General features: G+C 75.2%; 20 protein-coding genes. 11 read left to right on the top strand and 9 right to left on the bottom strand.

Annotated features, from left to right (window positions below):
• Positions 1 to 266: 266 nt before the first annotated feature.
• On the bottom strand, positions 267 to 1,055 hold the full coding sequence (locus ACGFXC_RS33925; RefSeq protein ID WP_393718739.1) for an SDR family NAD(P)-dependent oxidoreductase: 789 nt from the start codon (positions 1,053 to 1,055) through the stop codon (positions 267 to 269).
• A gap of 105 nt (positions 1,056 to 1,160) precedes the next feature.
• Positions 1,161 to 2,789 (bottom strand): FAD-binding oxidoreductase, encoded by a 1,629-nt coding sequence (locus ACGFXC_RS33920; RefSeq protein WP_393718738.1) that lies wholly within the window; start codon positions 2,787 to 2,789, stop codon positions 1,161 to 1,163.
• A 63-nt stretch (positions 2,790 to 2,852) separates the two neighbouring features.
• Here ACGFXC_RS33920 and ACGFXC_RS33915 point away from each other — a divergent pair, with 63 nt between their 5' ends.
• Both ACGFXC_RS33915 and ACGFXC_RS33910 read left to right on the top strand, forming a co-directional pair.
• The gene (locus ACGFXC_RS33915; RefSeq protein WP_393718737.1) at positions 2,853 to 3,485 is read left to right on the top strand and encodes a TetR/AcrR family transcriptional regulator; all 633 of its coding nucleotides are present in this window, start codon (positions 2,853 to 2,855) and stop codon (positions 3,483 to 3,485) included.
• A gap of 131 nt (positions 3,486 to 3,616) precedes the next feature.
• A complete protein-coding gene (locus ACGFXC_RS33910) occupies positions 3,617 to 4,594 on the top strand; it encodes a hypothetical protein (RefSeq protein ID WP_393718736.1) in 978 nt (325 codons plus the stop codon).
• Positions 4,595 to 4,665: 71 nt separating this feature from the next.
• Here ACGFXC_RS33910 and ACGFXC_RS33905 read toward each other — a convergent pair whose 3' ends face one another.
• Positions 4,666 to 4,839, bottom strand: coding sequence for a CsbD family protein (locus ACGFXC_RS33905; protein ID WP_393718735.1), 174 nt, complete (start codon positions 4,837 to 4,839; stop codon positions 4,666 to 4,668).
• A gap of 102 nt (positions 4,840 to 4,941) precedes the next feature.
• A complete protein-coding gene (locus tag ACGFXC_RS33900) occupies positions 4,942 to 8,406 on the bottom strand; it encodes a BTAD domain-containing putative transcriptional regulator (RefSeq protein ID WP_393718734.1) in 3,465 nt (1,154 codons plus the stop codon).
• 196 nt (positions 8,407 to 8,602) lie between these two features.
• Between ACGFXC_RS33900 and ACGFXC_RS33895 the strand changes: the two genes are divergently transcribed.
• The 4 genes from ACGFXC_RS33895 to ACGFXC_RS33880 all read left to right on the top strand — a co-directional run bounded on the left by ACGFXC_RS33895 (position 8,603) and on the right by ACGFXC_RS33880 (position 11,193).
• Positions 8,603 to 9,286: a hemerythrin domain-containing protein gene (locus tag ACGFXC_RS33895; RefSeq protein ID WP_393718733.1), complete on the top strand. Its 684-nt coding sequence runs from the start codon at positions 8,603 to 8,605 to the stop codon at positions 9,284 to 9,286.
• Positions 9,287 to 9,336: 50 nt separating this feature from the next.
• Entirely contained in the window at positions 9,337 to 9,759 is a 423-nt protein-coding gene (locus ACGFXC_RS33890; protein ID WP_393718732.1) for a DUF4267 domain-containing protein, read from the top strand.
• Positions 9,760 to 9,775: 16 nt separating this feature from the next.
• Entirely contained in the window at positions 9,776 to 10,297 is a 522-nt protein-coding gene (locus ACGFXC_RS33885) for a cupin domain-containing protein (protein WP_393718731.1), read from the top strand.
• Positions 10,298 to 10,422: 125 nt separating this feature from the next.
• Positions 10,423 to 11,193: a lysophospholipid acyltransferase family protein gene (locus ACGFXC_RS33880; protein ID WP_393718730.1), complete on the top strand. Its 771-nt coding sequence runs from the start codon at positions 10,423 to 10,425 to the stop codon at positions 11,191 to 11,193.
• A gap of 54 nt (positions 11,194 to 11,247) precedes the next feature.
• Here the strand turns inward: ACGFXC_RS33880 and ACGFXC_RS33875 are convergent, their stop codons facing one another.
• The 3 genes from ACGFXC_RS33875 to ACGFXC_RS33865 form a co-directional block, all read right to left on the bottom strand.
• The gene (locus ACGFXC_RS33875) at positions 11,248 to 12,774 is read right to left on the bottom strand and encodes a hypothetical protein (protein WP_393718729.1); all 1,527 of its coding nucleotides are present in this window, start codon (positions 12,772 to 12,774) and stop codon (positions 11,248 to 11,250) included.
• Between the two features lie 20 nt (positions 12,775 to 12,794).
• Positions 12,795 to 14,345: a hypothetical protein gene (locus tag ACGFXC_RS33870; protein ID WP_393718728.1), complete on the bottom strand. Its 1,551-nt coding sequence runs from the start codon at positions 14,343 to 14,345 to the stop codon at positions 12,795 to 12,797.
• Positions 14,346 to 14,641: 296 nt separating this feature from the next.
• The gene (locus ACGFXC_RS33865; protein WP_393718761.1) at positions 14,642 to 15,571 is read right to left on the bottom strand and encodes a hypothetical protein; all 930 of its coding nucleotides are present in this window, start codon (positions 15,569 to 15,571) and stop codon (positions 14,642 to 14,644) included.
• A gap of 169 nt (positions 15,572 to 15,740) precedes the next feature.
• On the opposite strand from ACGFXC_RS33865, the gene ACGFXC_RS33860 reads away from it, so the two are divergent.
• Both ACGFXC_RS33860 and ACGFXC_RS33855 read left to right on the top strand, forming a co-directional pair.
• A complete protein-coding gene (locus ACGFXC_RS33860; protein WP_393718727.1) occupies positions 15,741 to 16,379 on the top strand; it encodes a MerR family transcriptional regulator in 639 nt (212 codons plus the stop codon).
• Between the two features lie 139 nt (positions 16,380 to 16,518).
• Entirely contained in the window at positions 16,519 to 16,947 is a 429-nt protein-coding gene (locus ACGFXC_RS33855) for a GNAT family N-acetyltransferase (RefSeq protein WP_393718726.1), read from the top strand.
• Positions 16,948 to 16,988: 41 nt separating this feature from the next.
• Here ACGFXC_RS33855 and ACGFXC_RS33850 read toward each other — a convergent pair whose 3' ends face one another.
• Positions 16,989 to 17,492, bottom strand: coding sequence for a metallophosphoesterase family protein (locus ACGFXC_RS33850; protein ID WP_393718725.1), 504 nt, complete (start codon positions 17,490 to 17,492; stop codon positions 16,989 to 16,991).
• A gap of 214 nt (positions 17,493 to 17,706) precedes the next feature.
• On the opposite strand from ACGFXC_RS33850, the gene pgm reads away from it, so the two are divergent.
• Both pgm and ACGFXC_RS33840 read left to right on the top strand, forming a co-directional pair.
• Positions 17,707 to 19,350: a phosphoglucomutase (alpha-D-glucose-1,6-bisphosphate-dependent) gene (gene pgm / locus ACGFXC_RS33845; RefSeq protein ID WP_393718724.1), complete on the top strand. Its 1,644-nt coding sequence runs from the start codon at positions 17,707 to 17,709 to the stop codon at positions 19,348 to 19,350.
• A gap of 65 nt (positions 19,351 to 19,415) precedes the next feature.
• Positions 19,416 to 20,021 carry a dihydrofolate reductase family protein gene (locus ACGFXC_RS33840; protein WP_393718723.1) on the top strand — a complete coding sequence of 202 codons (606 nt, stop codon included), beginning with the start codon at positions 19,416 to 19,418 and terminating at the stop codon, positions 20,019 to 20,021.
• A 24-nt stretch (positions 20,022 to 20,045) separates the two neighbouring features.
• On the opposite strand, the gene ACGFXC_RS33835 is transcribed toward ACGFXC_RS33840, so the two are convergent.
• Complete coding sequence (locus ACGFXC_RS33835; protein WP_393718722.1) at positions 20,046 to 21,221, bottom strand: serine hydrolase domain-containing protein; 1,176 nt, start codon at positions 21,219 to 21,221, stop codon at positions 20,046 to 20,048.
• A gap of 515 nt (positions 21,222 to 21,736) precedes the next feature.
• On the opposite strand from ACGFXC_RS33835, the gene ACGFXC_RS33830 reads away from it, so the two are divergent.
• Positions 21,737 to 22,906, top strand: a complete 1,170-nt coding sequence (locus ACGFXC_RS33830; RefSeq protein WP_393718760.1) for a 4-hydroxybenzoate 3-monooxygenase — start codon at positions 21,737 to 21,739, stop codon at positions 22,904 to 22,906.
• Positions 22,907 to 22,920: the final 14 nt, after the last annotated feature.

Below are 22,920 nucleotides of genomic sequence, written 5' to 3'. Positions count from 1 at the left end.
ACGCGACAGCGGCCCGGGCGTGCGCCGTTGACGTCGCGCTTGCGCCGGACCGCGGCCGCCGCCCCCGCCGGAGTGGTGATCACATCACCCGTGCTCCCCACCACCGGACGGTCCTCATGCCCATGGCCCGCCCCACCCCGCCGCTCCTCCACGGAGCCGCCGGCATCGCGGGCGACCTCTTCGGCGGAGCGGCCGTCTCCCGGTACCCGCGCGCCGCCTCCGCCGCCGCCCTCGCCGTGAGCGGGCGGGCGCCGGCGGCCCGGGGGTCACGGCAGGATGGAGTCCACGTACCCGCCGTCCACCCGGAGCGCCCCGCCGGTGGTCGCCGAGGCGAACGGTGAGGCCAGGTACACCACCATGTGGGCGATCTCCTCCGGCTCGATCAGCCGCTGGAGCAGCGACTGGGGCCGGTGCACCCGCATGAACTCCCGCTGCGCCTCGTCCCACGGCAGGTCACCGCCCACCATCTCGCGGACGAACTCCTCGACTCCGCCGGTGTGGGTGGGGCCGGCGATGACGGAGTTCACTGTCACCCCGGTACCGGTGGCCTCCTTGGCGAACCCCCGGGACACCGACAGCAGCGCGGTCTTCGACATCCCGTAGTGGATCATCTCGGCCGGGACGGCCACCGCGGAGTCGCTCGCGATGTTCTGGATCCGGCCCCAGGACCGCTCCTTCATGCCCGGCAGGTAGTGCCGGATCATCCGGACGGCGGTGAGCACGTTCGTGTCGAAGTAGCGCCGCCATTCGGCGTCGTCGATCTCCAGGGCCGGCGCCGCTCCGAAGACGCCGAGGCTGTTGACGAGGATGTCCACCCGCGGGACCGCCTCGAAGACCGCCCGGGCCCCGTCGTCGGTGGTGATGTCGCCGGGCGCCGCGAGGAACGATCCGCCGCCCGGCTCCAGGCGGCCCACCGCCTTCTCGACGGAGGCGACGGAGCGCCCGTTGACGGCCACCCGGGCGCCCGCGGCGGCCAGCCCCGCCGCGATGGCCGCGCCGATCCCCTGCGTCGATCCGGTCACCAGCGCCGTCCTGCCGGAAAGGTCGATGAGCATGCCCGTACCCGCCTGTTCTGCCGCCGTGCGGCCGTCGGATCTCCCCCTCCCCCCACGGCTTCCCCGTCGGCGCGGATTCATCACGGGCCCCGGCCCGGGAGCCGGTCAGTCGATCAGTACGCCCGGGTTGAGGATCCCGTGGGGATCCAGGGCCCCCTTCGCGGCCCGCAGGGCGAGGGCGAAGGGTTCGGGGCGCTGGCGGTCGTAGCCCGGGCGGTGGTCGCGCCCGACGGCGTGGTGGTGGGTGATGGTGGCCCGGTGGCGGTGCAGGACCTCGACCGCGACGGCCTTGAGGTCGTCCCACAGGGCCACCTCGTCCCCGGGACGGCCCGCGGCGAGCACCGTGAAGTAGGGCGCGGCCCCGTCCGGATACACGTGTGTCAGGCGGCAGTTGACCATCGCCGGATGGCCGGTGGTCTTGAGCGCGGCCCGGCCGACCTCGGTGCGCACGTCCTCGATCAGCTCCGGGATCCGGTCCCAGGTGGCCGCCGTCTCGAAGGTCTCCGCCACCGCTCCCATCCGGGCCAGGCCGTCGCGGAGGTAGGGCATCCGCAGGAAGGCGGCGCGCCAGGCGCCCACGGCGGCGTCCCCGGAGCCCCCGTCCGCTCCGCCACCGCTCCCGCCGTTCCCGCCGCCCGGCCGCGCCGCGGTGCGGCCGCCGTGGGAGCGGGCCAGGTCGAGGGCCCGTTCGAGGCGGGCGCCCACCGGTTCGTCCGCCGACTCGAACCCCAGGACCAGGACCGCCCGCGCACCGTCGCCCGCGCCGGCCAGCGCGGCCTCCCCGGCGTCCAGGAGACGGCAGTTGGCGGGGGAGAGGTCGCTCTGCGCCAGGGCGCGCACGGCCCGCAGCGCGTCGTGGAAGCCGGCGAACGTCACCGAGGCGGACTCCCTGTGCCGGGGGCGTTCCTGAAGGCGTACCCATGCCTCGGTGATGACGCCGAGGGCGCCCTCCGAGCCCAGGAACATCCGGTCGGGGGAGGGGCCCGCCCCGGACGCGGGCAGCCGCCACGAACGGCTCGTGCCGGCCGGGGTGACGACGTTCAGCGACTGCACGAAATCGTCGATGCGGGTACGGCCGGTGGCGTAGTGCCCGCCCGCCCGGGTGGCGATCCAGCCGCCCAGCGAGGAGAACTCGAAGCTCTGCGGGAAGTGCCGCAGGGTCAGGCCGTGGGGCCGGAGCCGGGCCTCCAGGCCCGGTCCGAGGGCGCCGCCCTGGATGCGCGCGGCCCGGCCCACGGCGTCGACCTCCAGGACGCGGTCCATGGCGGTCAGGTCGAGGGAGAGCACGGCCCGGTGCGCGTCGCCCCGGTACTCCACGCCCCCGGTCACGGAGGACCCGCCGCCGTACGGGACGACCGCCACCCCCCGGCCGCCCGCCCACTCCAGCAGATCGGCCACGTCCCGGTCGTCGGCCGGACGGGCCACGAGGTCGGGTATCCGTCCGGGCCGGCCGCGCAGGGTCCGTACGACGTCCCGGTACGCCTTGCCCCGCGCATGGGCGGCGCGGTCGGCCGGATCGGCGCGGACCAGACGGGCGAGGCTGCGCGGCGGCTCCACCGCGGGGGCGCCGACGCGCAGGTCGCCGACGCGCGGCACGGGGAGCGGGCGGGCGAGGGTGCCGGGCAGCAGGGATCCCATCGCGACGCACTCCGCGTCGTCGGGATGAGCGTCCGCCCAGCCCCACCCCCACCAGGAGCGCGTGCGGGACGTCGGATGCGGGGTGGCGTCGGCCATGGGGCGCTCCGGTGCTCGAAGTAACTTACCTAGAGGTAAATTACCTACTGATAATATCCGTTCATGGCAACCCCCTCTCCGAAAGCCGGCACCAAGGGAGTCCCTCGGGAGCACCGTCGGCAGCAGATCCTGGCGGCCGCCACGCGGGAGTTCGGCACCCGCGGCTACCCGGCCGCCTCGCTCCCCGCGATGGCCGAGCACGTCGGCGTCACCAAGACGCTCCTGCACCAGTACTTCGGCACCAAGGAGGACCTCTACATCGCCTGCCTGGTCCCCGTCGGCGACCGGCTCCTGGAGACCATCCGCACGGCGATGGGCCCGGACGGGACCACCGCGCAGATGCCCCTGCGCGTCCTGCACGCCCTCTTCAGTGCCCTGGAGGGGCAGCGGGAGGCCTGGTTCGTGCTGTACGAGCCCGCCCTGCCGCCCGGCGGCGAGGCTGCGCGCCGGGCCGCCGGGTACCGGTCGGCCATCGACCGCCTCGCGGCCGGCGGCACCGCCGAACTGCTGCGCGCCGCCGGGTCCGCCGATCCGCTGGACGCCGACGCGCTCACCTACGTCTGGCAGGGCCTCGTCTCCACCCTGGTGCGCTGGTGGGTCAAGCACCCCGACCAGACCCCGGCGGCCATGACCGAACGCTGCGCCCGCCTGTTCGCGGCCGCCGCCACCCTCACCGCCGACGCGCACCCCGGCTGACCGGGCCGGCCGTCCGGGGGCCCGGAGTGCCTCCCGCCGCGAACGCCGGACAGCCGCGGGGCGCCTCCCGTACGGTGGGCGCTTCCTGAGCCCGCGCCGGCGTGGGCGCTCGCGCCGACACCGGGGGGAACATGGCCACCGCCACGACCGTCGTCCGCCGGGGACAACCCGCCTGGCTCGCCATCGCCGCGACCGCCGCGGTCGTCCTGCCCCTCACCGCGCTCCCGGGCATCGGCAGGCCCTGGCCGGAGCTGCTGCCCGGGCTCTTCGCCGACATCCTGGCGGAGGCCGCCGTCCCGGGCGTCATCGCCCTGAGCCAGTACGTCCTGGTGCGCTCCGGCCGGGTCGAGCTCGCGGTGGTCGGCGTCGCGGGCCTGAGCGCGGCCGTCATCGGAGTCAACAGTGCCCACGGCAACGCCGGAGCCCTCCAGGGGATCCTCCTCGCCGCCCTCCTGTGCCTGCCCTTCGCACTGGTCAGCGCCTTCCTCGCGGTGAAGGCGGACCTCGGGTACGCGATGGCCGCGGCCGTCGCCGTGCTGGTGGGGGCCGGACAACTGGTCTCGGAGGTGGCCCCGCAGAGCGTCAACGCGGACGCGGGCCTGCTGGCCGGGCTGGGCACCGTCACGCCCGTACCCGTCCCCTTCCTCGTCGCCGCCGCCCTGTTCGCGCTCGTCGCCCGGTGCGCGCCCCGGCAAGAGGCGCTCCTCGGCGGCGGCGGCACGGGGTGGGTCCGCGTCGCACTCGTCCTCTACGTCCCCGCGTTCCTGCTGGCGGTGTGCGCCGGCACCCTCTACACCGCGCGGGTCAGGGCGGCGGTACCCGAGGGGCTGGGCGACCGGTTCGTCCCCCTGGCCCTGCTGGCCATCCTCGCGGGCGGCGCCAGCCTGCGCGCCCGGAGCGCCACGCTCACCGACATCGCCGTCGGATCCCTCTTCGCCGCGTCGTTCACGGTGTTCCTACAGCTCAAGGGGGTGGGTAGCGCCCGCTTCGGCATCTACGTGTCGCTGGCCTGCATCGCCTTCCTCCTGCTCGACGCCCTGCGCCTGCGCCGCGTCCCGAGCGCCCTCCCCGCACCCCTCCCGGCTCCGGAGTCGCCCTCCCCGGCCTGAGGGCGCGGCGAGGCCCCCGACCCGGGGGAGTGGGTCGGGGGCCTCGCCGTGGAAGGGGCCTGCCGCCGGGTTCAGTGGCGGAAGACGTCCTTGGTCTTCTCCTTGGCCTCGCGCGCGTCGCCCTTGGCCTGCTCCGCGCGGCCCTCGGCGGCCATCCGCTCGTTGCCCGTCATGCGGCCGATGGCCTCCTTCGCCTTGCCCTTGGTCTGCTCGGCGGTGGCCTTGCTCTTCTCGGTGCCCGACATGGGGACCTCCTCGTGTTGTACCGGATCGGTCGTGACTCCTCGCCTGCTCACATCCGGCGCCCGTAAACACCCCGGTTCCGCGGCGGTCCGGCCCGGCGGGGATCAGCCGCCGCCGGGCTCCACGGGAGCAGCGCACCAGGGGCTGCGCCACCGCGCGGCGATCTCCGCGGCGCGGGCGAAGTGCGGCGCGGCCTCCTGCGGGCGCCCCAGGAGCAGGGCCAATTCGCCGAGCGTGCGGGCGACCGGGCGCACCGCCACGGTGAAGCCGGGCGTGGGCGGCGGCGCGTTCCGGTAGGGCAGCAGGGCCGCGTACAGCTCTTCGGCGCCCGTGTTTTCCCCCAGCATGACGAGGGTCATGGCCCGGAGGGTGGCGAAGAGTTTGAAGAGGTAGTCCGTGCGCAGCGGGCCCGCCAGGGCGAGGACATCCCGTGCCTCCCGTGCGTCCCGCGCCTGCCCGGAGGCGGCGAGCGACGCCGCGAGGATGTCCCCCGCCAGCGGTCCGAAGCCCGCGTACACCTGACGGGCCCACGGCAGGGACCGCCCGAGCCCCTCCCGTCCACGGCTCGCCAGCAGCGCGGCCGTCGTGAGCGCCGGGTGCCCCCGGGCGTGCGGCGAGCCCTGCCGGTCCATCGCCCGCGCGGCCGCCGCGTACCCGCGCTCCGCTTCCTCGAACCGGCCCTCCAGGTGCGCCAGGGTCGCCGCCGCACCCGCGCCGACCGCCGACGGGCCGGGCATCCGGTAGGTGCGGGCGAACTCGGTCCACCGGGCGACGGCCCGGCGGGCGCCGTCCGCGTCCCCCTCGGCGGCCAGTGCCGTGGAGTGCACCAGCATCCCGTACCAGCGGTGGGCCGGCAGGTCGTGGGCGGCTCCGAGCCGCTCCAGTTCGACCCCCAGGCCGCCGCGTTCGCGCGCTTCCCGGTCGGCGTCGAGCTCCTTGGCCAGCGTCACCAGGGCCCCGGCCCGCGCCACCGGATCGCCGAGCCCCACGGCCAGGGCGAGCGCCTCGCGCGCGGCCGCCCGGGCCCGTGGCACCTTCGCGTCGGACAGCTCGGCGGCGTAGGCACCCAGCAGGCGGCACCGTACGTCCGGCGCGAGATCGGCGCGCTCCAACAGGCGTTCCAGCAGCGCCACCACGGGCGCGTCGACCACGCCGTACGGGCGGGTCTGCCACGGAGTCGGCTCGGTCCAGGCCGTGAAGGCGCGGATCAGCAGGTCGTCGCGGCCCGAGCCGACGGCGCGCTCGACGGCCGCGCTCCGGGTGCCGCGGGCCGCCGCGACCGCCCCCGCGCGGATCTGCGCCCGGACCAGCCGGCCCAGCAGGTCCACGCGTTCGGCATCCCGGTCCCGCCCCCGGCCGTCCCCCTCCCCACCGCCGGTGCCGCCGTCCGGGTCCGCCGGGATGCGCTCGGCGCAGGCCACCGCCTCGGCCAGGACGCGGGCCTCGTCGTCGTAGGCGTACCGGGCCTCGGCCAGGGCCGCCCGGCGCAGGCAGTAGTGCACCGCCTTGGCCGCGGTCGCCGAGGAGACGGCCCGTACGTGGTGGTGGGCCAGGGCGGAGACGTCGTCCGGCTCCAGCCGCTCCAGGCAGGCCGCGATCCGGCCGTGCATCCGGGCGGCCCGCAGACCGCTGAGATCGGCCAGCAGCGTGTCGCGTACGAGGGCGTGCGCGAACCGGACCCGCCCGGGCCCCGGTTCGTCCAGGAGCCCGGCGAGCAGCCCGGCCTCCAAGGCGGCCAGCACCCCGTCCTCGTCGGCGTCCGCCGCCTCGACCAGCACCTCGACGGCCGCCTCCCGGCCCGCGACGGCCGCCAGCCGCAGCACCGCCACGACCGGCTCGGGCAGGCGTCCCAGCCGCCGGCGCAGTACGTCCCGTACGCCGTCGGGCACTTCGGACAGGGCCACCAGCGACCCCTCGCCGGCGAGCAGGCGGGCGCTCTCGCGGACGTAGAACGGATTGCCCCCGGTGCGGGCCGCCAGCGCCGCCACCGTCTCCGGATCGGCCCCGGCGCCGCCGACGGCCCGGATCAGCTCGGCCACGGCCCCTTCGGACAGGCCGGACAGGGCGATCCGGGTGGGTGAGTGCCGGGCCAGCCCGGCCAGGGTCTCGCCGAGCCGGCCCGGCACCTCGTCGGGCCGGTACGCGCCGACCACCAGCAGCCGGGCGCCCCGGGGCAGTTCGGCCGCGCCGGCCAGCAGGGAGAGGGTCTCGGCATCGGCCCAGTGCAGGTCGTCCAGTACGAGGGCCAGGGGCCGCCCGCGCGCCGCTTCGGCCAGCCACCGCCAGACCGCCCGGTGCAGCCGGAACCGCCCGGCGGCGGCCTCCCCGCCCGGGGCGCCGGCCGGTCCGGGGGCGGGGGAGCCCTCGCCGAGCAGCGGCGCGAGCAGGGCGGCCGTGCCGGGATCCGGCGGCGCGGCGGCGGCGAGGGCGCGCAGCGCCTCGACCCAGGCCCAGGCCGGCGGGGCTCCTTCGGCGTCGGTGGTGCGGCCCGCCGCGACGAGCCAGCCGTCGGCCCGCAGCCGTTCGCCGAGCCGCAGCAGCAGCGCCGACTTGCCGAGCCCCGCCTCGCCGGTGACCAGGACGACCCCCGGCCCCGCCACCCGCGCCCGGTCGGCGGCCTCCGCCAGCCGCGCCGCCTCCGCCTCGCGGCCCACGAACGGCTCGCCCCCCTCACCGTTCCCGGATCCGGACCCCGGCCCGGGCCCCGCTGCGGAGTCCGCCCCGGCGCCTGACGCGGCGTCCGTCCCGGGGTCCGACGCGCGGTGCGAAGGCCCGGGGTCCGGCCGCGGCGGCGCCGTGGCCTCGCGCAGCGGCCGGTCGTCCTGAGTCAGGACCGCCCGTTCCAGCGCGACCAGGGCGGGGCCGGGGTCCAGCCCCGCCTCCTCGGCCAGGACCGCCCGGGCCCCGCGCAGCGCGGCCAGCGCGTCGGCCTGCCGCCCGGCGGCCCACAGTGCGAGCGCCTGCAGCCGCCGGCCCTCCTCCCGCAGCGGTTCCTCCCTGGCCAGCAGGGCTGCGTCGGCAACGGCTCCGGCGATGTCGCCGACGCGGAGCCCGGCGGCGACGTCCAGTTCCCGGGCCGCCAGGCGGAGCTCCCCGAGCCGCATGATCTCCGGGTGGGTCCACGGTTCGTCGGCGGTGTCCGCGTACGCCGCTCCCCGCCACAGGGCCAGCGCCTCGCGCAACAGCTCCCGGGCGGTGTCCGGTTCGGCGGCCAGGAGTGCGCGGGCCCGGCCGAGCAGCCGCTCGAAGCGCCAGGCGTCGACGGCCTCCTCGTCCAGCCGCAGCAGGTAGCCGGGCGGCGCGCTCACCAGCAGCCGTGCCGGGGTGCGCGGGGCCCGGCCGGGCTCCAGCAGCCGCCGCAGGTTGGAGACGTAGGCCTGCAGCGAGGCCACCGCCCGGGCGGGAGCCGCCCCCTGCCAGAGTTCCTCGATCATCCGGTCGACAGAGACCACCCGGCCGCGGGCCGAGACCAGCAAGGCCAGGACGGAACGCTGCCGGTGGCCCCCGAGCGGGACCGCCTCGCCGTCCCGTTCGGCGGCGAAGGAGCCGAGTACGCGTATGTGCACCATGACGTGCCCAACGTAGACGACCTCGGTCAACTGCGCTGCGGATGGCGGCGATCGGCGGGTGCTCCGCCGGCGGCGGGGGCCGCGCGAGTTCCGGGCCGGGTGACGCAGCCCCGGCGGGCCCGTCGCGAAGAGCCTTCCCGGCACGTTCCAAGCACCTTCCATGCGTCCTCCATGAGCCGCCGCCGAGCCTGGGGTCATGAAGACGCCACGGACACGAGGGGCCCGGGCCCCCGGGCCTGCGCCCGGCACGCACGAGATGGTGGTCGTCCACCGCGCTCTGCGCCGCGAGGCGCGGCTCCTCGTCGAGCTGGTCGCGGCGGTGGCCCCCGGGGACACGGCGCGGGCGCGCGTCCTGGCGGACCACTTCCGCGGCTACCGGCTCGGCCTGCACCGGCACCACCGGGGCGAGGACGAGGTGCTGTGGCCCCTGCTGCTGGCCCGGGTCGACCTCGAAGCCGATCTGGTCCTGCGCATGGAGGCCCAGCACGAGCGGGTCGCCGCCACCCTCGCGGCCGCCGGCAGGGCCCTGCCCGCCTGGGAGGGCACGGCCGGTGAGGCGGAGCGCGACACGCTGGTCGCCGTCCTCGCGGAGCACCGCGCCGTCCTCCTCGCGCACGTGGACGAGGAGGAGCGCGCCCTGCTCCCGCTGGCCGCCCGCCACGTCACCGCGTACGAATGGGCGGCGCTGGGAGAGCACTTCATGACGAGCACTCCCCAATCCGAACTGCCGCTCCTCCTCGGCATGGTCCTGGAGGACGCCGACCGCTCCGAGCGCGCCGCGCTGCTCGCCGTCCTGCCGCGAGGGGTGCGCCTGCGGTGGCACGTCGTGGGGCGGCCCGTCCACCTCCACCGGACGCGGACCGTCCGGCGGTCCCGCTGACGTCCCACCAGCTGTCCCCCGTCCCACCCACCACATCCAGGAGACCAGCCATGTCCCGCAGGCACCTCACCACCGTCCTCGCCGCCGTCGGCGCCGCGTTCATCCTCTGCATCGGCCTGGGATACCTGTTCGCCCCGCAGTCCATGGCGCCCGACTTCGGCCTTCCCAGCTGGCCGCGGCAGGACGGCGCCGCCTTCCTCCGGGTCAAGGGCGTCCGCGACATCGCGACCGGCCTGGTGATCGTGGCCCTGCTGGTCACCGGCCACCGCCGGGCCCTGGGCTGGGCCATGGCGGCCGTCGTCTGCGTCCCCGCCGGTGACATGCTGATCGTGCTGTCCGAGGGAGGACCGGCGGGCACGGCGTACGGGGTGCACGGGGCCACCGCCCTGGCCGTCGCCGTCACGGCCGCCCTGCTGCTGCGCGAGCGGCCGGCCGCCCCCGCGATCCCCTCACCCGTCGCCGTCACCCACTGAGAGAGCGAGAACCCAGATGTCCTTGATCGATCCCTCCTTCGACGCCTCCGTGGTCGTGCGCTCAGCCGCCGCCGAGACGATCGGCGCCGCTCCGGCCACCATCCGCCTCCTGGCCGACAGCAGTGCCACGGGCGGCGCCCTGTCCACCCAGCGCGTGACCCTGCTGGACGGCGCGAACGGAGCCGCGCCCCACCACCACTCCCGGTCCGCGGAGATGTTCTACCTCCTCGACGGCACCGCGCAGCTGCTGTCGGGGGACCAACTGGTGACCGCCGAGCGCGGGGACCTCGTGATCGTGCCGCCCGGCACCGACCACGCCTTCGCCGCGGCGCCGGGCGAGAACGCCGACATCCTGATCGTGATCACCCCCGGCATCGAGCGGTTCGAGTACTTCCGCCACCTGGAACGGATCGCCTACGGGAAGGCCGCGCCGGAGTCGCTCCTGGACGTGCAGGAGCTCTACGACACCTACTTCACCCGCAGCGAGGCCTGGACCGGACGGGCGGGCGGGGGAGCGGGACAGCGACGAACGAAGTAGCGAATGCCCGATCGGACCGATCTTCGTGATCAACGGTTGTCACGGCCGTTGGTCCCGTGACAGGTCCGGGCGGGTGTGGGCAGCACCCGCCGTCGGACAGAGGCGGAAGACGGGTGCCGACAGACATGACCGAAGTGTTCGATGTGGCCGGATCCGAGCTCCGCTTCCTGCGCGGACTGCTGGGCGGGGCGGGTCAGGAGGCGTGGGAGCGGCTGCTGGAATGGTTCATCGACGACTACTTCCGGCTCGACCTGCTGGGGCTGGAGAACATTCCGGCCGAGGGCCCGGCCGTCGTCGTCTCCAACCACTCCGGAGCCTGGGGGCTGGACGCCTTCGTGTTCCAGAAGGCCCTCGCCCGCGCGCTGCGGCGTCCGCTGAGCGTGCTCGCCGCGCCACTGGTGTTCCGGCTGCCCGTGCTCGGCGCGTACGCGGCGAGGAAGGGCGCCGTGCCCATCGACCCCCGCGTGGGAACGGCGCGGCTGAACGACGGCGAGCTGGTCGCCGTGTTCCCCGAAGGCATCTCCGGACTGGAGAAGCCCTACCGCGACCGCTACCGGCTCCAGCCGTTCAGCGCGGGGTTCGCGGTGGCGGCGATCAGCTCGGGTGCGCCCGTGATCCCCGCCGCCATCATCGGCGCGGAGGAATCCAGCCCGAAACTGGGCGAGATGCCGGCCCTGGCCCGGCTGCTGGACCTCCCCTACCTCCCCCTCACCTCGCCCTTCCCCCTGCCCTCCAAGTGGCAGATCGTCATCGGCGAGCCGATGGCGGCGCCGGCCCGGCCGGAGGGGATCAGAGCGCGCTCCGAAGCCGCCCGCCGACTGTGCGTCGAGGTGCAGGACACGGTGCAGGAGATGATCGATCGCGAACGCGGCCGGTGGGCTCCGCCCGAGGGGTAGCGCTCCGGGGCCCGGGGCCGTGCCCGGCCGGCACGGCCCCGGGCCCCGGCCCCGTCAGTCGGCGAGCCGGCGCGCCGCGCGCCGTACGTCCGAGGCGGCCCGCGCGCAGCGCTCCGCGTGCCCCAGCAGGACGGCCCGGAACTCCTCGCCCGCCCCGTCGGAGCTCCAGCCGCCGTGCAGCGCGCAGTTCTCCAGCTCCCGTGCGTGCCGGTCGAGCAGATCGGCGCTGGCCGAGGCGAGGGTGCCGTACGCGGCCGGGGCGCGGCCGCGCCCGGTGACGGCGGCCCGGGCCGCCGCTGTGGCGTCGCGCGGCTGTCCGGGCACGGGCCCCAGGACCACGCGCAGGGCGTCCGGGTCGAGGCGCTGCGGCAGCCGGTCGCGCGCAATCCTCGGTTCGAGGAGCACCGGCCGGCAACCGGCGGCGATGCCCGCGACGATCTCCTCGGCGACGCGTGCGGCGAACGCGCCGGCCGCGCAGGGCGTCGGCGCCCCGCACAGCGGCGAGGGCGCCCCGGCGCCGGACGGTCCCGGCACCGCACGGCCGACGGGGACGGCCGCTGCGGTGGCGCGCAGCCGGGCGGGCATGGCCAGGACCTCGGTTCCCGAGGCGACGGCGAGGCCCTCCCAGACGAAGTCCGCCCGGACGGGGTGCGCGACGGCATCGACCGGCGGGTAGTGCAGCAGCGCCGTGGCCACCGCCTGGCCGGGGGTGTCCGCGACCTCCGCCGCGAGCAGGGCCAGGGCCTGGACGGCCGTGTCGCCCGCCGCCCGGGACGCCGTGTCCAGCAGGTGCGCGACGGCCGGGCCGGCGCCTCGGGCCCGGTCGGCGCCGATCCGTCCGGCCACCGAGGCGGGGTCGGGCTCGTCGAGGTACGGAGCGAGCCTGCGCATCAGCGCCGCGTCGTAACGGTCCCGCTCCCGGCGGTCGACCGCCCCGCCCGCGCGCCGCAGCACCTCGCTCAGCAGCCGGTCCTCGGCCGCCGCGGCGCCCAGCACCACCCGGCGTACCGCCCGCGCGCTCCAGGCCACCCAGTCCGCGCGGCTGAGGGTGCCGTCGCCGAGCCGCCTGTCGAGGACGCCCCGCAACTCGTCGGCGAGCAGCCCGCCGACCTCGCCGACGGCCTCCGGCGCCCCGAACGGGGCGTCGGTGTGCGGGTACAGGCCCCGGCGGTGTCCGGAGCGGGTGAGCAGCACCCCGGGACCGAGCGCGTCGCAGGCGGCCCCCCGGGCGAGCAGGGCCGCGGTGTCCTCGGGGGTCAACGGGACGAGGAAGCTGCCGGACAGGGTACTGATCAGCACGGGCCCGCCGCCGCGGCTGCGCCTGAGGTGGGCGAGGAGCTGGCGGGTGGCGCCCTCCTGGGTGAGGGCGTCGAGCCCCAGCAGACGGGCCGGGGCGTCCGCCCAGGGCAGCCGGTGTCCCAGCATGGCCGCGCTGAACAGGGCGTTCTCCAGGGGCCGGGCGGTGCGCGGCCGTCGTCCCGCCGCTCCGGGCACGTGCGCGGACCCGGTCGTCCCGGCGGCGCCGGGGGCGGCCGGGGTGGCCGTGGAGCCGGGGAGGGTGCTGCTCATGGTGCTGTTCATGGGAGGCGTCCTCAAGGGGGTCACTTGTCGCGCAGCATGTAGGGCTGGTTCGCCGTGATGTCACCGTCGTACGCGCCGAGCAGTGCGTTGACCTGCTCGCGCAGCGGGGCCTGCGGTCCGCGGAGGCTGTCGGAGTACGCCTGCGGGGCGTGCGAGAGCGGGTAGTCGTACGTCTCGTCGCGCCAGGCGAGCTCCAGCCAGTGCTCGGGGATGTCATTGGGCGAGGCCGGACCGCGGCCGTCCAGGGTCGGGATCACGTCGTGCTCGTTGACCAGACTGATGACCCGCGTCGTGTGGTCGGCGGGCCGTTTCGCGTCGATGGGCGAACCGATCGCGACGACATGGGTGATCCGGTACTCGGAGGCCACCGTGACGTCCGAGGCCAGGTTCATGGCGGTCAGCCCGCCGAGGCTGTGACCGACCAGCATCAGCTCGGCTCCGGCCGGCAGCCCCGCCCGGGTCAGGAGCGCCTTCACGGCTCTGGTGTAGGTGGTGTCGTCCCGCAGGAGGCCGTCGAAGGCGCCGATCACGTCCTGCGGCGTGCTGTTGCTGAGCAGCCCGAAGCTCGTGCCGGGCAGCAGCAGGACGTACCGGACGGCGCCGTCCGCGCACGCGATCCGCCGCAGCAGCACGAGCCCGTGGTTGCCGAGTGCGCCGATGTCGTTGACGTAGCTGACGAGGTCGTTGGCGGAGCCGGCCAGCACGGAGGCCAGGATCGGGTCGGCCTCCGCGCGCTCCGCCCGGCCCGGCCCGGGATTGAGGCGCCCCAGCAGCGAGCTGGGCAGACCGAGGAAGGGGTCGGTGGCCGGAACTCCGCCGGCCAGGGTCACCCAGGAGAAGCCGTCGTTGACGGGGTTCTCGTCGAGGAGACCGGTCAGTGCCAGCAGTTCCATGATGACGGGACTGACGGTGGTGAGCGTGCGCGTCACGCCCAGCCGCTCGACCAGCGCGAACAGGGCCCGCAGCGCCTCCAGACGGTCGCCGCGCACCATCGCGTCGGTGAGCCGCCGCGCGTGCGGGGTGTCCAGGGCGGGGTGGGTGGCGGCGGCTGCCGCGATGCGCAGGGCGAAGGCGTCCACCGCCATGGCCACCGCGGCCGGCCGCCGGTGCGTGAGGTTCCCGACGACGCGGGCCAGTTCACCCGCGACGCCGCCGTTCGCACCGAAGCCCAGCCCCTGCGCCGAGGTCAGCGCGCGGGCGCAGGACAGTACGCTGCCCAGGGCCCAGGCCGGGTCGCGCAGGGCCCGCAGGCCGGAACGCCAGCTGCTGAGCGCTCCGGTGAGCTCGGCGCTCGCCTGCCGGGCGGCCAGCGCGGCGTCGGCCAGCAACAGGGAGGCGGCGACGAGCAGTTCGGGCTCCGTCGCCCCGGCCCGGGCGGTGCCCGGCGCCGCGGAACGCCCGGCCGTGCCGGTCGCCGCCTCCGCTGCCGCCTCCGCTGCCGCCTCCGCTGCCGTCTCCGACACCGCTGCCGGGCCGGGCCGGTGCCCGTCCCCGGCCGGTGCCGCGTCGGCCGCCTTTCGCTGCCCGGTGAGGAGCTGCGGATTCGGATGCCCGGTCGCCTGGGGTGTCACGTAGCAACCTCTCGTCGCTGAGGGGACGGCGCACACCGTCCCGCTGCCCGTTGGTCGTGACACATGGTGACAGCCGCCGTGATCACGCGGATGTGGAAACCGGGCGTCGGCCCGCGCCGGCGGGTCCGATGGCGCCTGCCGCACGGCGAGTTGCGGCCGCGTCAGCCCGCTGAAACACGCGGAGGAGGGCTTCACTCACGGTAGTCGTACGGGGAGCCGGAGATCCCCGCACCCCGGAGACTGACACCGCGGACCGCCGTTGACGCGCACCGGTCCGGGCCTGCCCGGCCGGACGGCTACGCCCCGGTCCGGCCGGGGTGGACCGCGAGGACCGGCGCCGGGACGGGGGCCGGCAGCCGGAGGGCGAGCAGCGCGCCGAGGCCCGCGGCCACCGCGATCAGCGCGCCCGCGAGCAGCGTGGGGCCGTCCGGGGAGGCCGGCGGCACGCCCCGCAGGGCCTGTGCGACGAGCAGCGTGAGCACCGCCGCCTGGGCGGCGCCGGCCACCAGCGTCAGGCGCAGTCGTACGCGTTCCTCGCGCAGCCGTGCGTACCGGACGGCGAGGGCGGTCAGCGCCGTGACGAACAGCGGCAGCAACTGGAGGGCGTGCATCCCGAAGAAGTGCGGGACGCGCAGGTCCCCGCCGGTCGTGGACCAGCCGGTGAGCGGCATCCCCGGCCCTCCGTCGGGCACACCGACCGCGTGCGCCCCCGAGACGGGAGGTGTCCCGCCCCCGGCGGCCGCCACCTGGGCGGAGGTCGGACGGGTCATCAGGAAGCCCAGGCCGGCCCCGGCGAGGGCGAGGAGCGCCGATATTCGGATGGCCCAGGTGACGGCCCGGTCGGCGAGGGGCGCCCGGAACAGCAGCACCGCGATCACCAGTGTTGCCGCCCACAGCACCACGACGGTCGTCGCCATCGCCTGGTACAGGCCCGCGTCGAAGGGGGTGGCCCGGTTGAAGTGGCTCTGGCGGCCGCGCACCACCTGCCAGGTGATCAGGATCATTTCCGTGGTGCTGGCCGCCGCCACGACCGTGCCCGCCCACAGGACCTGACGGCGCAGCCGGGGCCGGGCCCGCACCAGCAGGGAGGTCATCCACGCCAGGCTGAGGGCGTAGGCCACGAAGGACACCGCGAACTTGAAGGGCTTGGCCCAGATCCGGGCACCCATCAGGAACCGGTCGTCGACGAGCAGTCCCACGCCGGAAGCGGCCGCCCAGCAGGCCATCAGGGCGGCGAAGAGCACCAGCGGGCGGTGCCAGGTCCTTAAGGAAGCGAACACGATCGGATACCCCCGGAAATGAATGGATAGCGGCACTCGCCGCTATCTGGTAGCGCCACTATCTATGATGTGCGCAGCGGTGGCAAGGCTTCATGACGGAAGGACGGGCGCGAGGATGCGCATCGGCGAGCTGAGCGCACGGACCGGCGTGCCGGTACCGACGATCAAGTACTACGTACGCGAAGGACTTCTCCCGGCCGGTGAGCTCAGCAGCCCGAACCAGGCCAACTACGGCGACGACCACGTGCGCAGGCTGCGCCTGGTCCGCGGCCTCCTGGAGGTGGGGGGCCTCTCCGTCGCTGCCATCGGCGAGGTGCTCGCGGCGGTCGACGACACCGAGCGGCCCGTCCACAAACTCCTCGGGGCCGTGACGGACCGGCTGGTGCCGGAGTACGGCGGGGAGGCGGACGAGGAGACCGTACGCGCACGGGAGCGGGTGGCCCGCCTCGTCGAGGAGCGCGGCTGGCGGGTGTCCCCGCAGGGGCCGGCCGGCGAGGCCCTCGCAGCGGCCCTGGCGGTCCTGGCGCGGGCCGGACACGGCGACTTCGCCGGAGTGCTCGACACCTATGCCGAGGCGGCGGTGCGGGTGGCGCGGGCCGACCTCGCGACACTGGCCGGCAAGACCGCCCGCGAGGACCTCGTCGAATCGGTGGCCGTGGGCACCGTCATGGGCGACCGGATGTTCGCCGCGCTGCGCCGTCTCGCCCAGACGGACGCCTCCGCCCGCGCCCAGGAGCCCCCGGGGGCCGGCTGACCGGCGCCGGCGCCGTCGAGCGGTGCGCCGCCCCGCCCGCAACACGGTGGCGATCCCGCGCGAAGATATTGGCGGCCCTCGACCGAGGCCGGACCGCCCCCCCCATGACCGAGCAACCGATCGACAGGAGAAGATCGCCATGACCACGCCCGAGGACGACCACGACGGATACACCGTGCGCGCCGCTCTGCCGGACATCGCGACGTACCGGCGGCTCCGGGCCGGCACCGGCCTCGGGGCGAAGAGCGTCGAGGGGTCGGCGGTCGGACTGCCCAACTCCTGGCACTGCGTGACGGTCGAACACGGCGGACGCACGGTCGGCATGGGCCGCATCATCGGCGACGGCGGCTGCTTCCTCCAGATCGTCGACATCTGCGTGCTCCCGGAGCACCAGGGCCGCGGCCTCGGCAAGCGGGTCATGGAGGAGCTGACGGCGGAGCTGGAGCGACGGGCGCCGCGGGGAACCTACGTGTCCCTCATCGCCGACGGCCCCGCGCGACACCTCTACGCGCAGTACGGCTTCGTCGAGACGGCGCCCGCCTCCGTGGGCATGGCCCGGCTGCTCTGACCGCGGCGGAGCGACCGCGCGGGCTCGGCGGCCGCCCCGCGTCAGGGCGGCGGCGCCAGCCGGTGCAGCCGGACCTCGGTCAGCGCGCCCCCGCAGGCCACGGCGGTCATGTACGTGTGGAACGGCTGGCGGCGCCGGTCCGTCGGGGAGCCGGGGTTGAGCAGCCGCAGGCCCCCGGGAGCGGTGGTGTCCCAGGGGATGTGGCTGTGGCCGAACACCAGGACGTCCAGGTCCGGGAACCGCCGGGCGCACCGCGCCTCCCGCCCCGCCGAGGCTCCGGTCTCGTGCACCACGCCGAACCGCACCCCCTCCAGTACCGCCCTCGCCACCTCGGGCAGCCGCGCGCACAGCCCCGGGGTGTCGTTGTTGCCGTGCACCCCGATCAGCTCGCGGGCGTGCTCCGCGACCAGCGCGTAGGCGTCCTCGTCGGTCCAGTCGCCCGCGTGGATCACGACGTCCGCCCGGGCGCACTCCTCCAGCAGTGCGGCGGGGAGCACCTTGGCGCGCTTCGGCAGGTGCGTGTCGGAGGTCAGCAGCAGGCGCATGCCGTCACGCTACGGTGCTCCGCCCGGGGCGTCCTGCCGGACGTGGACGCCGGAACCGAGATCGGCCGGTAGGTGCGGTTCGCGCGGGGTAGGCCGTGTGCGCGGGACCCGGCGCGGCGGCGGGGCGTCGGCCCCGGCCGCGGGCGCCGCCCGCAGGACCATGGAGCGGCGCGGGCCCCACCCGGAGTCCCGGCCACGACGGAGGAGCGAACGGATGCCGAACGAGCGAGCGGGTCAGCAGGCGCGAGCGGAGGACCTCGTCGACGTGCCCCGGCTGGTGACCGCCTACTACGCCCTGCACCCGGACCCCGCCGATCCGGGCCAGCGCGTCGCCTTCGGGACGTCGGGGCACCGGGGCTCGTCCCTCGACACGGCCTTCAACGAGGACCACATCGCCGCGACGAGCCAGGCCATCTGCGAGTACCGGGCCCGGCAGGGCGTGGACGGCCCGCTGTTCCTCGGCGCCGACACGCACGCCCTGTCCGAACCGGCCCGGGTCACCGCCATCGAGGTGTTCGCCGCCAACGGCGTGCGCGTCCTGCTCGACACCGCCGACGGATACACCCCCACCCCCGCCGTTTCCCACGCCATCCTGACCCACAACCGCGGCCGCACCGGCGCCCCGGCCGACGGAGTGGTCGTCACTCCCTCGCACAACCCTCCCGGCGACGGCGGGTTCAAGTACAACCCGCCGCACGGCGGACCCGCCGGTTCCGAGGCGACCGGCTGGATCCAGGACCGGGCCAACGAGATCATCACCGGCGGCTCGAAGGACGTGCGCAGACTGCCGTACGCGCGGGCCCTCGCGGCGGCCACCACCGGGAGGTACGACTTCCTCGGCAGCTACGTCCGCGACCTCCCCTCGGTACTGGACCTGGACGCCGTCCGCGCGGCGGGCGTCCGCATCGGCGCCGACCCGCTGGGGGGCGCCTCGGTCGCCTACTGGGGGCGCATCGCCGAGGAGCACCGCCTGGACCTGACCGTCGTCAACCCGGCGACCGACCCCACCTGGCGGTTCATGACCCTGGACTGGGACGGGAAGATCCGGATGGACTGCTCCTCCCCGTACGCGATGGCCTCGCTGATCGAGGGGAGGGACCGCTTCGACCTGACGACCGGCAACGACGCGGACGCCGATCGGCACGGCATCGTCACCCCCGACGGCGGGCTCATGAACCCCAACCACTACCTCGCCACCGCCATCGACTACCTCTACCGCCACCGCGAGGGCTGGCCCGCCGCCGCGGGCATCGGCAAGACGCTCGTGTCCTCGGGAATGATCGACCGGGTGGCCGCCGAGCTGGGCCGCGAACTGGTGGAAGTACCCGTCGGCTTCAAGTGGTTCGTCGACGGGCTGGCCGGCGGCACCCTCGGGTTCGGCGGCGAGGAGTCCGCGGGCGCTTCCTTCCTGCGCCGTGACGGCTCGGTGTGGACGACCGACAAGGACGGCATCCTGCTCGCCCTGCTCGCCTCGGAGATCCTGGCGGTCACGGGCGACAGCCCCTCCGCCCGGTACGCGGCCCTCACCGCCCGCTTCGGCGAGCCCGCGTACGCGCGCATCGACGCCCCGGCCACCCGGGAGGAGAAGGCCGTACTGGCCCGGCTCTCCCCCGAGCAGGTCACCGCGGACACCCTGGCGGGCGACCCCGTCACCGCGATCCTGACGAGCGCCCCGGGCAACGGCGCGGCGTTCGGCGGGATCAAGGTGAGCACGGACCGCGCTTGGTTCGCGGCCCGCCCCTCGGGCACCGAGGACGTCTACAAGATCTACGCGGAGTCGTTCGACGGCCCCGGACACCTCGCCGAGGTCCAGGAAGCGGCGCGCTCGGTGGTCTCGGCGGCACTCTCCGCCCGGTGACCGATGACTTTCCGGCGGCCGCGGGGTCTACCCACCGACGAACAGAACGACCGAGGGAGCACACCATGCGCAAGATCATCGTTTGCACGTTCCTGACGCTGGACGGCGTCATGCAGGCGCCGGGCGGTCCGGACGAGGACGCGGAGAGCGGCTTCGAGCACGGAGGCTGGCAGAAGCAGGCCTCCGACGACGAGGTCGGCGCGGGCATCGCCGCCTGGTACGAGCACTCCGACGCGATGCTGCTCGGCCGCAAGACGTACGAGATCTTCGCGTCGTACTGGCCGCACGCCGATCCCGCCAACCCGTTCACCGAGCGGATGAACAGCATGCACAAGTACGTGGCTTCCCGGACCCTGACGTCCGTGGAGTGGCAGAACTCCACGCTGCTGGGGGACGACGTCGTCGGTGCGGTGCGTACGCTGAAGGCCTCCGACGGCGGCAACGTCAACGTCGTCGGCAGCGGCGACCTGGCCCAGACCCTCATGCGGCACGACCTCGTCGACGAATACCGGCTGACCATCCACCCGGTGATCGTCGGCACCGGCAAGCGGCTGTTCGCCGACGGAGCGGTGCCCACCGCCCTGGAGCCGGTCAGCGTCTCGACGACCAAGGGCGGCACCGTCCTCGCCGTCTACCGGCCGAACGGCAAGCCCGTCTACGACAGCTACTGAGGAGGGCGCCCGGCCGGGCCGGGTTCACGTGGCTCGGCACAGGGCGTGGTCGATGAGGGTGTTGAGCGCCTCCTCCTGCCGGGCCGCGGTCCGCGGGTCCGCGGAGCGGCTGTGTACGGAGACCGTGAGGGTGCGCCGGCCGTCGGCGGTCGTCGCCGCCCGGGTGACGTATCCGAAGCCGTTCCCTCCGTGCCCCAGGTAGCCGCCGCCGCAGGACAAGGGCGTGAAGAACAGCCCCAGTCCGTCCCGGGTGCCGGCCGGATGACCGCTGTCCGGCGGCATCGGCACGGTGTCCCGCATGACGGCGAGTTCGGCGGGCGCCAGGAGCCGCCCGCCCGCCAGCGCGCGGAAGAAGCGGTTCAGGTCGGCGGCGGTGCCGGTCATGGAGCCGTCGGCGCCGCTGTCGAAGGGGCGGTAGGGGAGCGTGGTGTCGACCAGCGGTCCGTTCACCGAGAACTGCTGGTGGTTGGAGGCGTGCGGGGCGGGCAGGAAGGGCGACGTGCCGGGGGTGTCGGTGTCCCGCAGGCCGAGCGGACGCAGGATGCGGTCGCGGACCTGCTGGTCCCAGGTGCGGCCGGTGACCTTCTCGATGATCATTCCGGCGAGTACGTAGTTCGTGTTGGAGTACGCCCAGCCGCCGCCCGCCGGGAAGGCGGGTTCGTGGCGCAGGGCCAGGGCCACCAGCTCCTCGGGGGCGTAGGCGCGCCACCGGTGGGTGAAGTAGGTCTGGGCGGTGGGCTCGGGGAAGACGTCGTGGACGTAGTCGGACAGGCCGCTGGTGTGCTGGAGCAGGTCACGAACACTGATGGTCCGGCCGTCGTTCCCCGCCCTGGACACGACCCCGGGCAGCAACTCCTCGACCGACTGGTCGAGGGAGATCCTCTTCTCTCCCACCAGTTGCAGGACGACGGTGGCGACGAACGTCTTGGTGGTGCTGCCCAGTCGCAGGTACCCGTCCCGGGGGACCGGGCGGCGGGTCGCCGGGTCCGCCACTCCGGAGCGGACCGACACCGTCCCGCGCTCGGTTTCCAGGCGGGCCGACACCCCGGTGACCCCGGTGTCCCGCAGGGCGTCGGCGTCGCGCTGCACGGACCGGGCGGCGTCCGGCGGGCCCGGCGCGGCCCAAGCCGGGACGGGCGCCAGAGCGGACAGTGCCAGTGTCAGCACCGCGGTTGATGACCACGAACGAAGAAGGAGCATGACGGGAGGCTAGGAGACCGCGGCAGGCCCGGGCCATCCGGAACGCGCCCGACGTCGAAGGGGTGCCAGCCGGATGGACAACCCACCGGGGCCGCCCTTCGCCCGCAGCGGCCGACGGTCGCCGACTGCCCGCGGGAGACCCTTCCGCATACGCTCCGGCGCGTGCGCGGCCTGCCCTGGTCCGACCGTTGTGCGCCGGGGTATGACCCGGCGCACATCCGCGCGAATTCCCGGCATTCGCGCCCCGGAACCTCATTCATCCGCAGACCCGACCCCCGGTCCTTTCCGCCCCGCCCACCTGCCCTGACCTGGCCGGGACCCCGGAGGGTCGAGCGCACTGCGGCGTTCGCCGGTGCGCCCCGGGGCGGCGAGCGCGAGCTTATTGCGTAATTCACTCTAATACTGCATCCGGATTGTTCATGATCGTCTACGCGTTTTTCCGTGCTTATGATTCCCGCGCCATGAACGAGAGCCGAAATCACCGAAATCTCCAACCCTTGCGTGAATCTGCCGACGTGGTCGTGCTCGGGGCCGGGCCCGCGGGCCTCCTGCTCGGCAATCTCCTGGTCGCCGCCGGCATCGACTGCGTCGTCCTCGAACGCGCCACCCGCTCCCACGTCCAGACCCGGGCCCGGGCCGGCTTCCTCGCGCCGAACACCGTCCGGGTCCTGGAGCGCCACGGCCTCGCCGACGGCCTGCACCGCGACGGCCGGACCCACGGCGCGTGCGAGTTCCGCACGGCGCTGGGCCGCTTCCGCCTCGACTACGGAGCCCTCGGCCGTGGCGAGCAGCACACGGTCTACCCGCAACAGCACCTGGTCACCGACCTCCTGGAGCGCTACCTCGCCGCCGGTGGGCGCATCCGGTTCCGTACGGAGGCCCTGCGGGTCCATGACGCCGACGGGGACCGGCCCTACGTCACCACCCGCGAGGCGGACGGCCGTCCCGCCCGGTGGGACGCCCGCTTCGTCGCCGGCTGCGACGGCCGGCACGGGGCGGCCCGGCGCTCACTGCCGCACGGCACACCCCGCCACCACCACGACCACGGCGTGAGCTGGCTCGGCCTGCTCGCGCAGGCGCCGCCCAGCCTCGACGCCGTCGGCTACGCCGTCCACGACCGCGGCTTCGCCGGCCACATGGCCCGCACTCCCCAGGTCACGCGCTACTACCTCCAATGCCGGCGCGGCGCCCGGGCCGACGCCTGGCCCGAGGACCGGATCTGGGACGAACTCGACCTGCGGATGGGGGCGGTGGAGCACGGCCCGCTGCACCGGGGGCCGATCACCGAGCGCGCGGTCGTCGACCTGACCTGCGACGTGGTCGAACCGCTGCGCCACGGCACGCTCCTGCTCGCCGGAGACGCGGCGAGCCTGACGGCGCCGGCCGCGGCGAAAGGGGCGAACCTCGCCGTCCTGGAAGCGGAGCTGCTGGCCGGAGCCCTCGCCGACGCCCTCGTCCGGGGAGACGGGGCCGCGCTCGACCGCTATTCGGCCCGCTCCCTGGCGCACATCTGGCGCGCCCAGGAATTCACCGCGTGGATGACCGGCCTGCTGCACGAGATCCCCGACCGGGAGACATCAGGCGGATCGTTCTTCCACACCTCCCTGCGGCACGCCCGCCTCGACTCCCTGCGCACCTCCCGGGCGCACCAGGACTGGTTCGCCGAGAACTACGTCGGCGTGTGACCGGGCCTCCGGGC

Source organism: Streptomyces sp. NPDC048507 (assembly GCF_043199995.1).
Taxonomy (GTDB): domain Bacteria; phylum Actinomycetota; class Actinomycetes; order Streptomycetales; family Streptomycetaceae; genus Streptomyces.
Note: the sequence above shows the minus strand (reverse complement) of the source record. Positions and strands in the feature narration are given on the sequence as shown.

Coding starts and splice junctions, on each gene's coding strand:
- ACGFXC_RS33925 (WP_393718739.1), bottom strand. CDS start 1,055: ATGCTCATCGACCTTTCCGGCAGGACGGCGCTGGTGACCGGATCGACG.
- ACGFXC_RS33920 (WP_393718738.1), bottom strand. CDS start 2,789: ATGGCCGACGCCACCCCGCATCCGACGTCCCGCACGCGCTCCTGGTGG.
- ACGFXC_RS33915 (WP_393718737.1), top strand. CDS start 2,853: ATGGCAACCCCCTCTCCGAAAGCCGGCACCAAGGGAGTCCCTCGGGAG.
- ACGFXC_RS33910 (WP_393718736.1), top strand. CDS start 3,617: ATGGCCACCGCCACGACCGTCGTCCGCCGGGGACAACCCGCCTGGCTC.
- ACGFXC_RS33905 (WP_393718735.1), bottom strand. CDS start 4,839: ATGTCGGGCACCGAGAAGAGCAAGGCCACCGCCGAGCAGACCAAGGGC.
- ACGFXC_RS33900 (WP_393718734.1), bottom strand. CDS start 8,406: ATGGTGCACATACGCGTACTCGGCTCCTTCGCCGCCGAACGGGACGGC.
- ACGFXC_RS33895 (WP_393718733.1), top strand. CDS start 8,603: ATGAAGACGCCACGGACACGAGGGGCCCGGGCCCCCGGGCCTGCGCCC.
- ACGFXC_RS33890 (WP_393718732.1), top strand. CDS start 9,337: ATGTCCCGCAGGCACCTCACCACCGTCCTCGCCGCCGTCGGCGCCGCG.
- ACGFXC_RS33885 (WP_393718731.1), top strand. CDS start 9,776: ATGTCCTTGATCGATCCCTCCTTCGACGCCTCCGTGGTCGTGCGCTCA.
- ACGFXC_RS33880 (WP_393718730.1), top strand. CDS start 10,423: ATGACCGAAGTGTTCGATGTGGCCGGATCCGAGCTCCGCTTCCTGCGC.
- ACGFXC_RS33875 (WP_393718729.1), bottom strand. CDS start 12,774: ATGAACAGCACCATGAGCAGCACCCTCCCCGGCTCCACGGCCACCCCG.
- ACGFXC_RS33865 (WP_393718761.1), bottom strand. CDS start 15,571: ATGGCCTGCTGGGCGGCCGCTTCCGGCGTGGGACTGCTCGTCGACGAC.
- ACGFXC_RS33860 (WP_393718727.1), top strand. CDS start 15,741: ATGCGCATCGGCGAGCTGAGCGCACGGACCGGCGTGCCGGTACCGACG.
- ACGFXC_RS33855 (WP_393718726.1), top strand. CDS start 16,519: ATGACCACGCCCGAGGACGACCACGACGGATACACCGTGCGCGCCGCT.
- ACGFXC_RS33850 (WP_393718725.1), bottom strand. CDS start 17,492: ATGCGCCTGCTGCTGACCTCCGACACGCACCTGCCGAAGCGCGCCAAG.
- pgm (WP_393718724.1), top strand. CDS start 17,707: ATGCCGAACGAGCGAGCGGGTCAGCAGGCGCGAGCGGAGGACCTCGTC.
- ACGFXC_RS33840 (WP_393718723.1), top strand. CDS start 19,416: ATGCGCAAGATCATCGTTTGCACGTTCCTGACGCTGGACGGCGTCATG.
- ACGFXC_RS33835 (WP_393718722.1), bottom strand. CDS start 21,221: ATGCTCCTTCTTCGTTCGTGGTCATCAACCGCGGTGCTGACACTGGCA.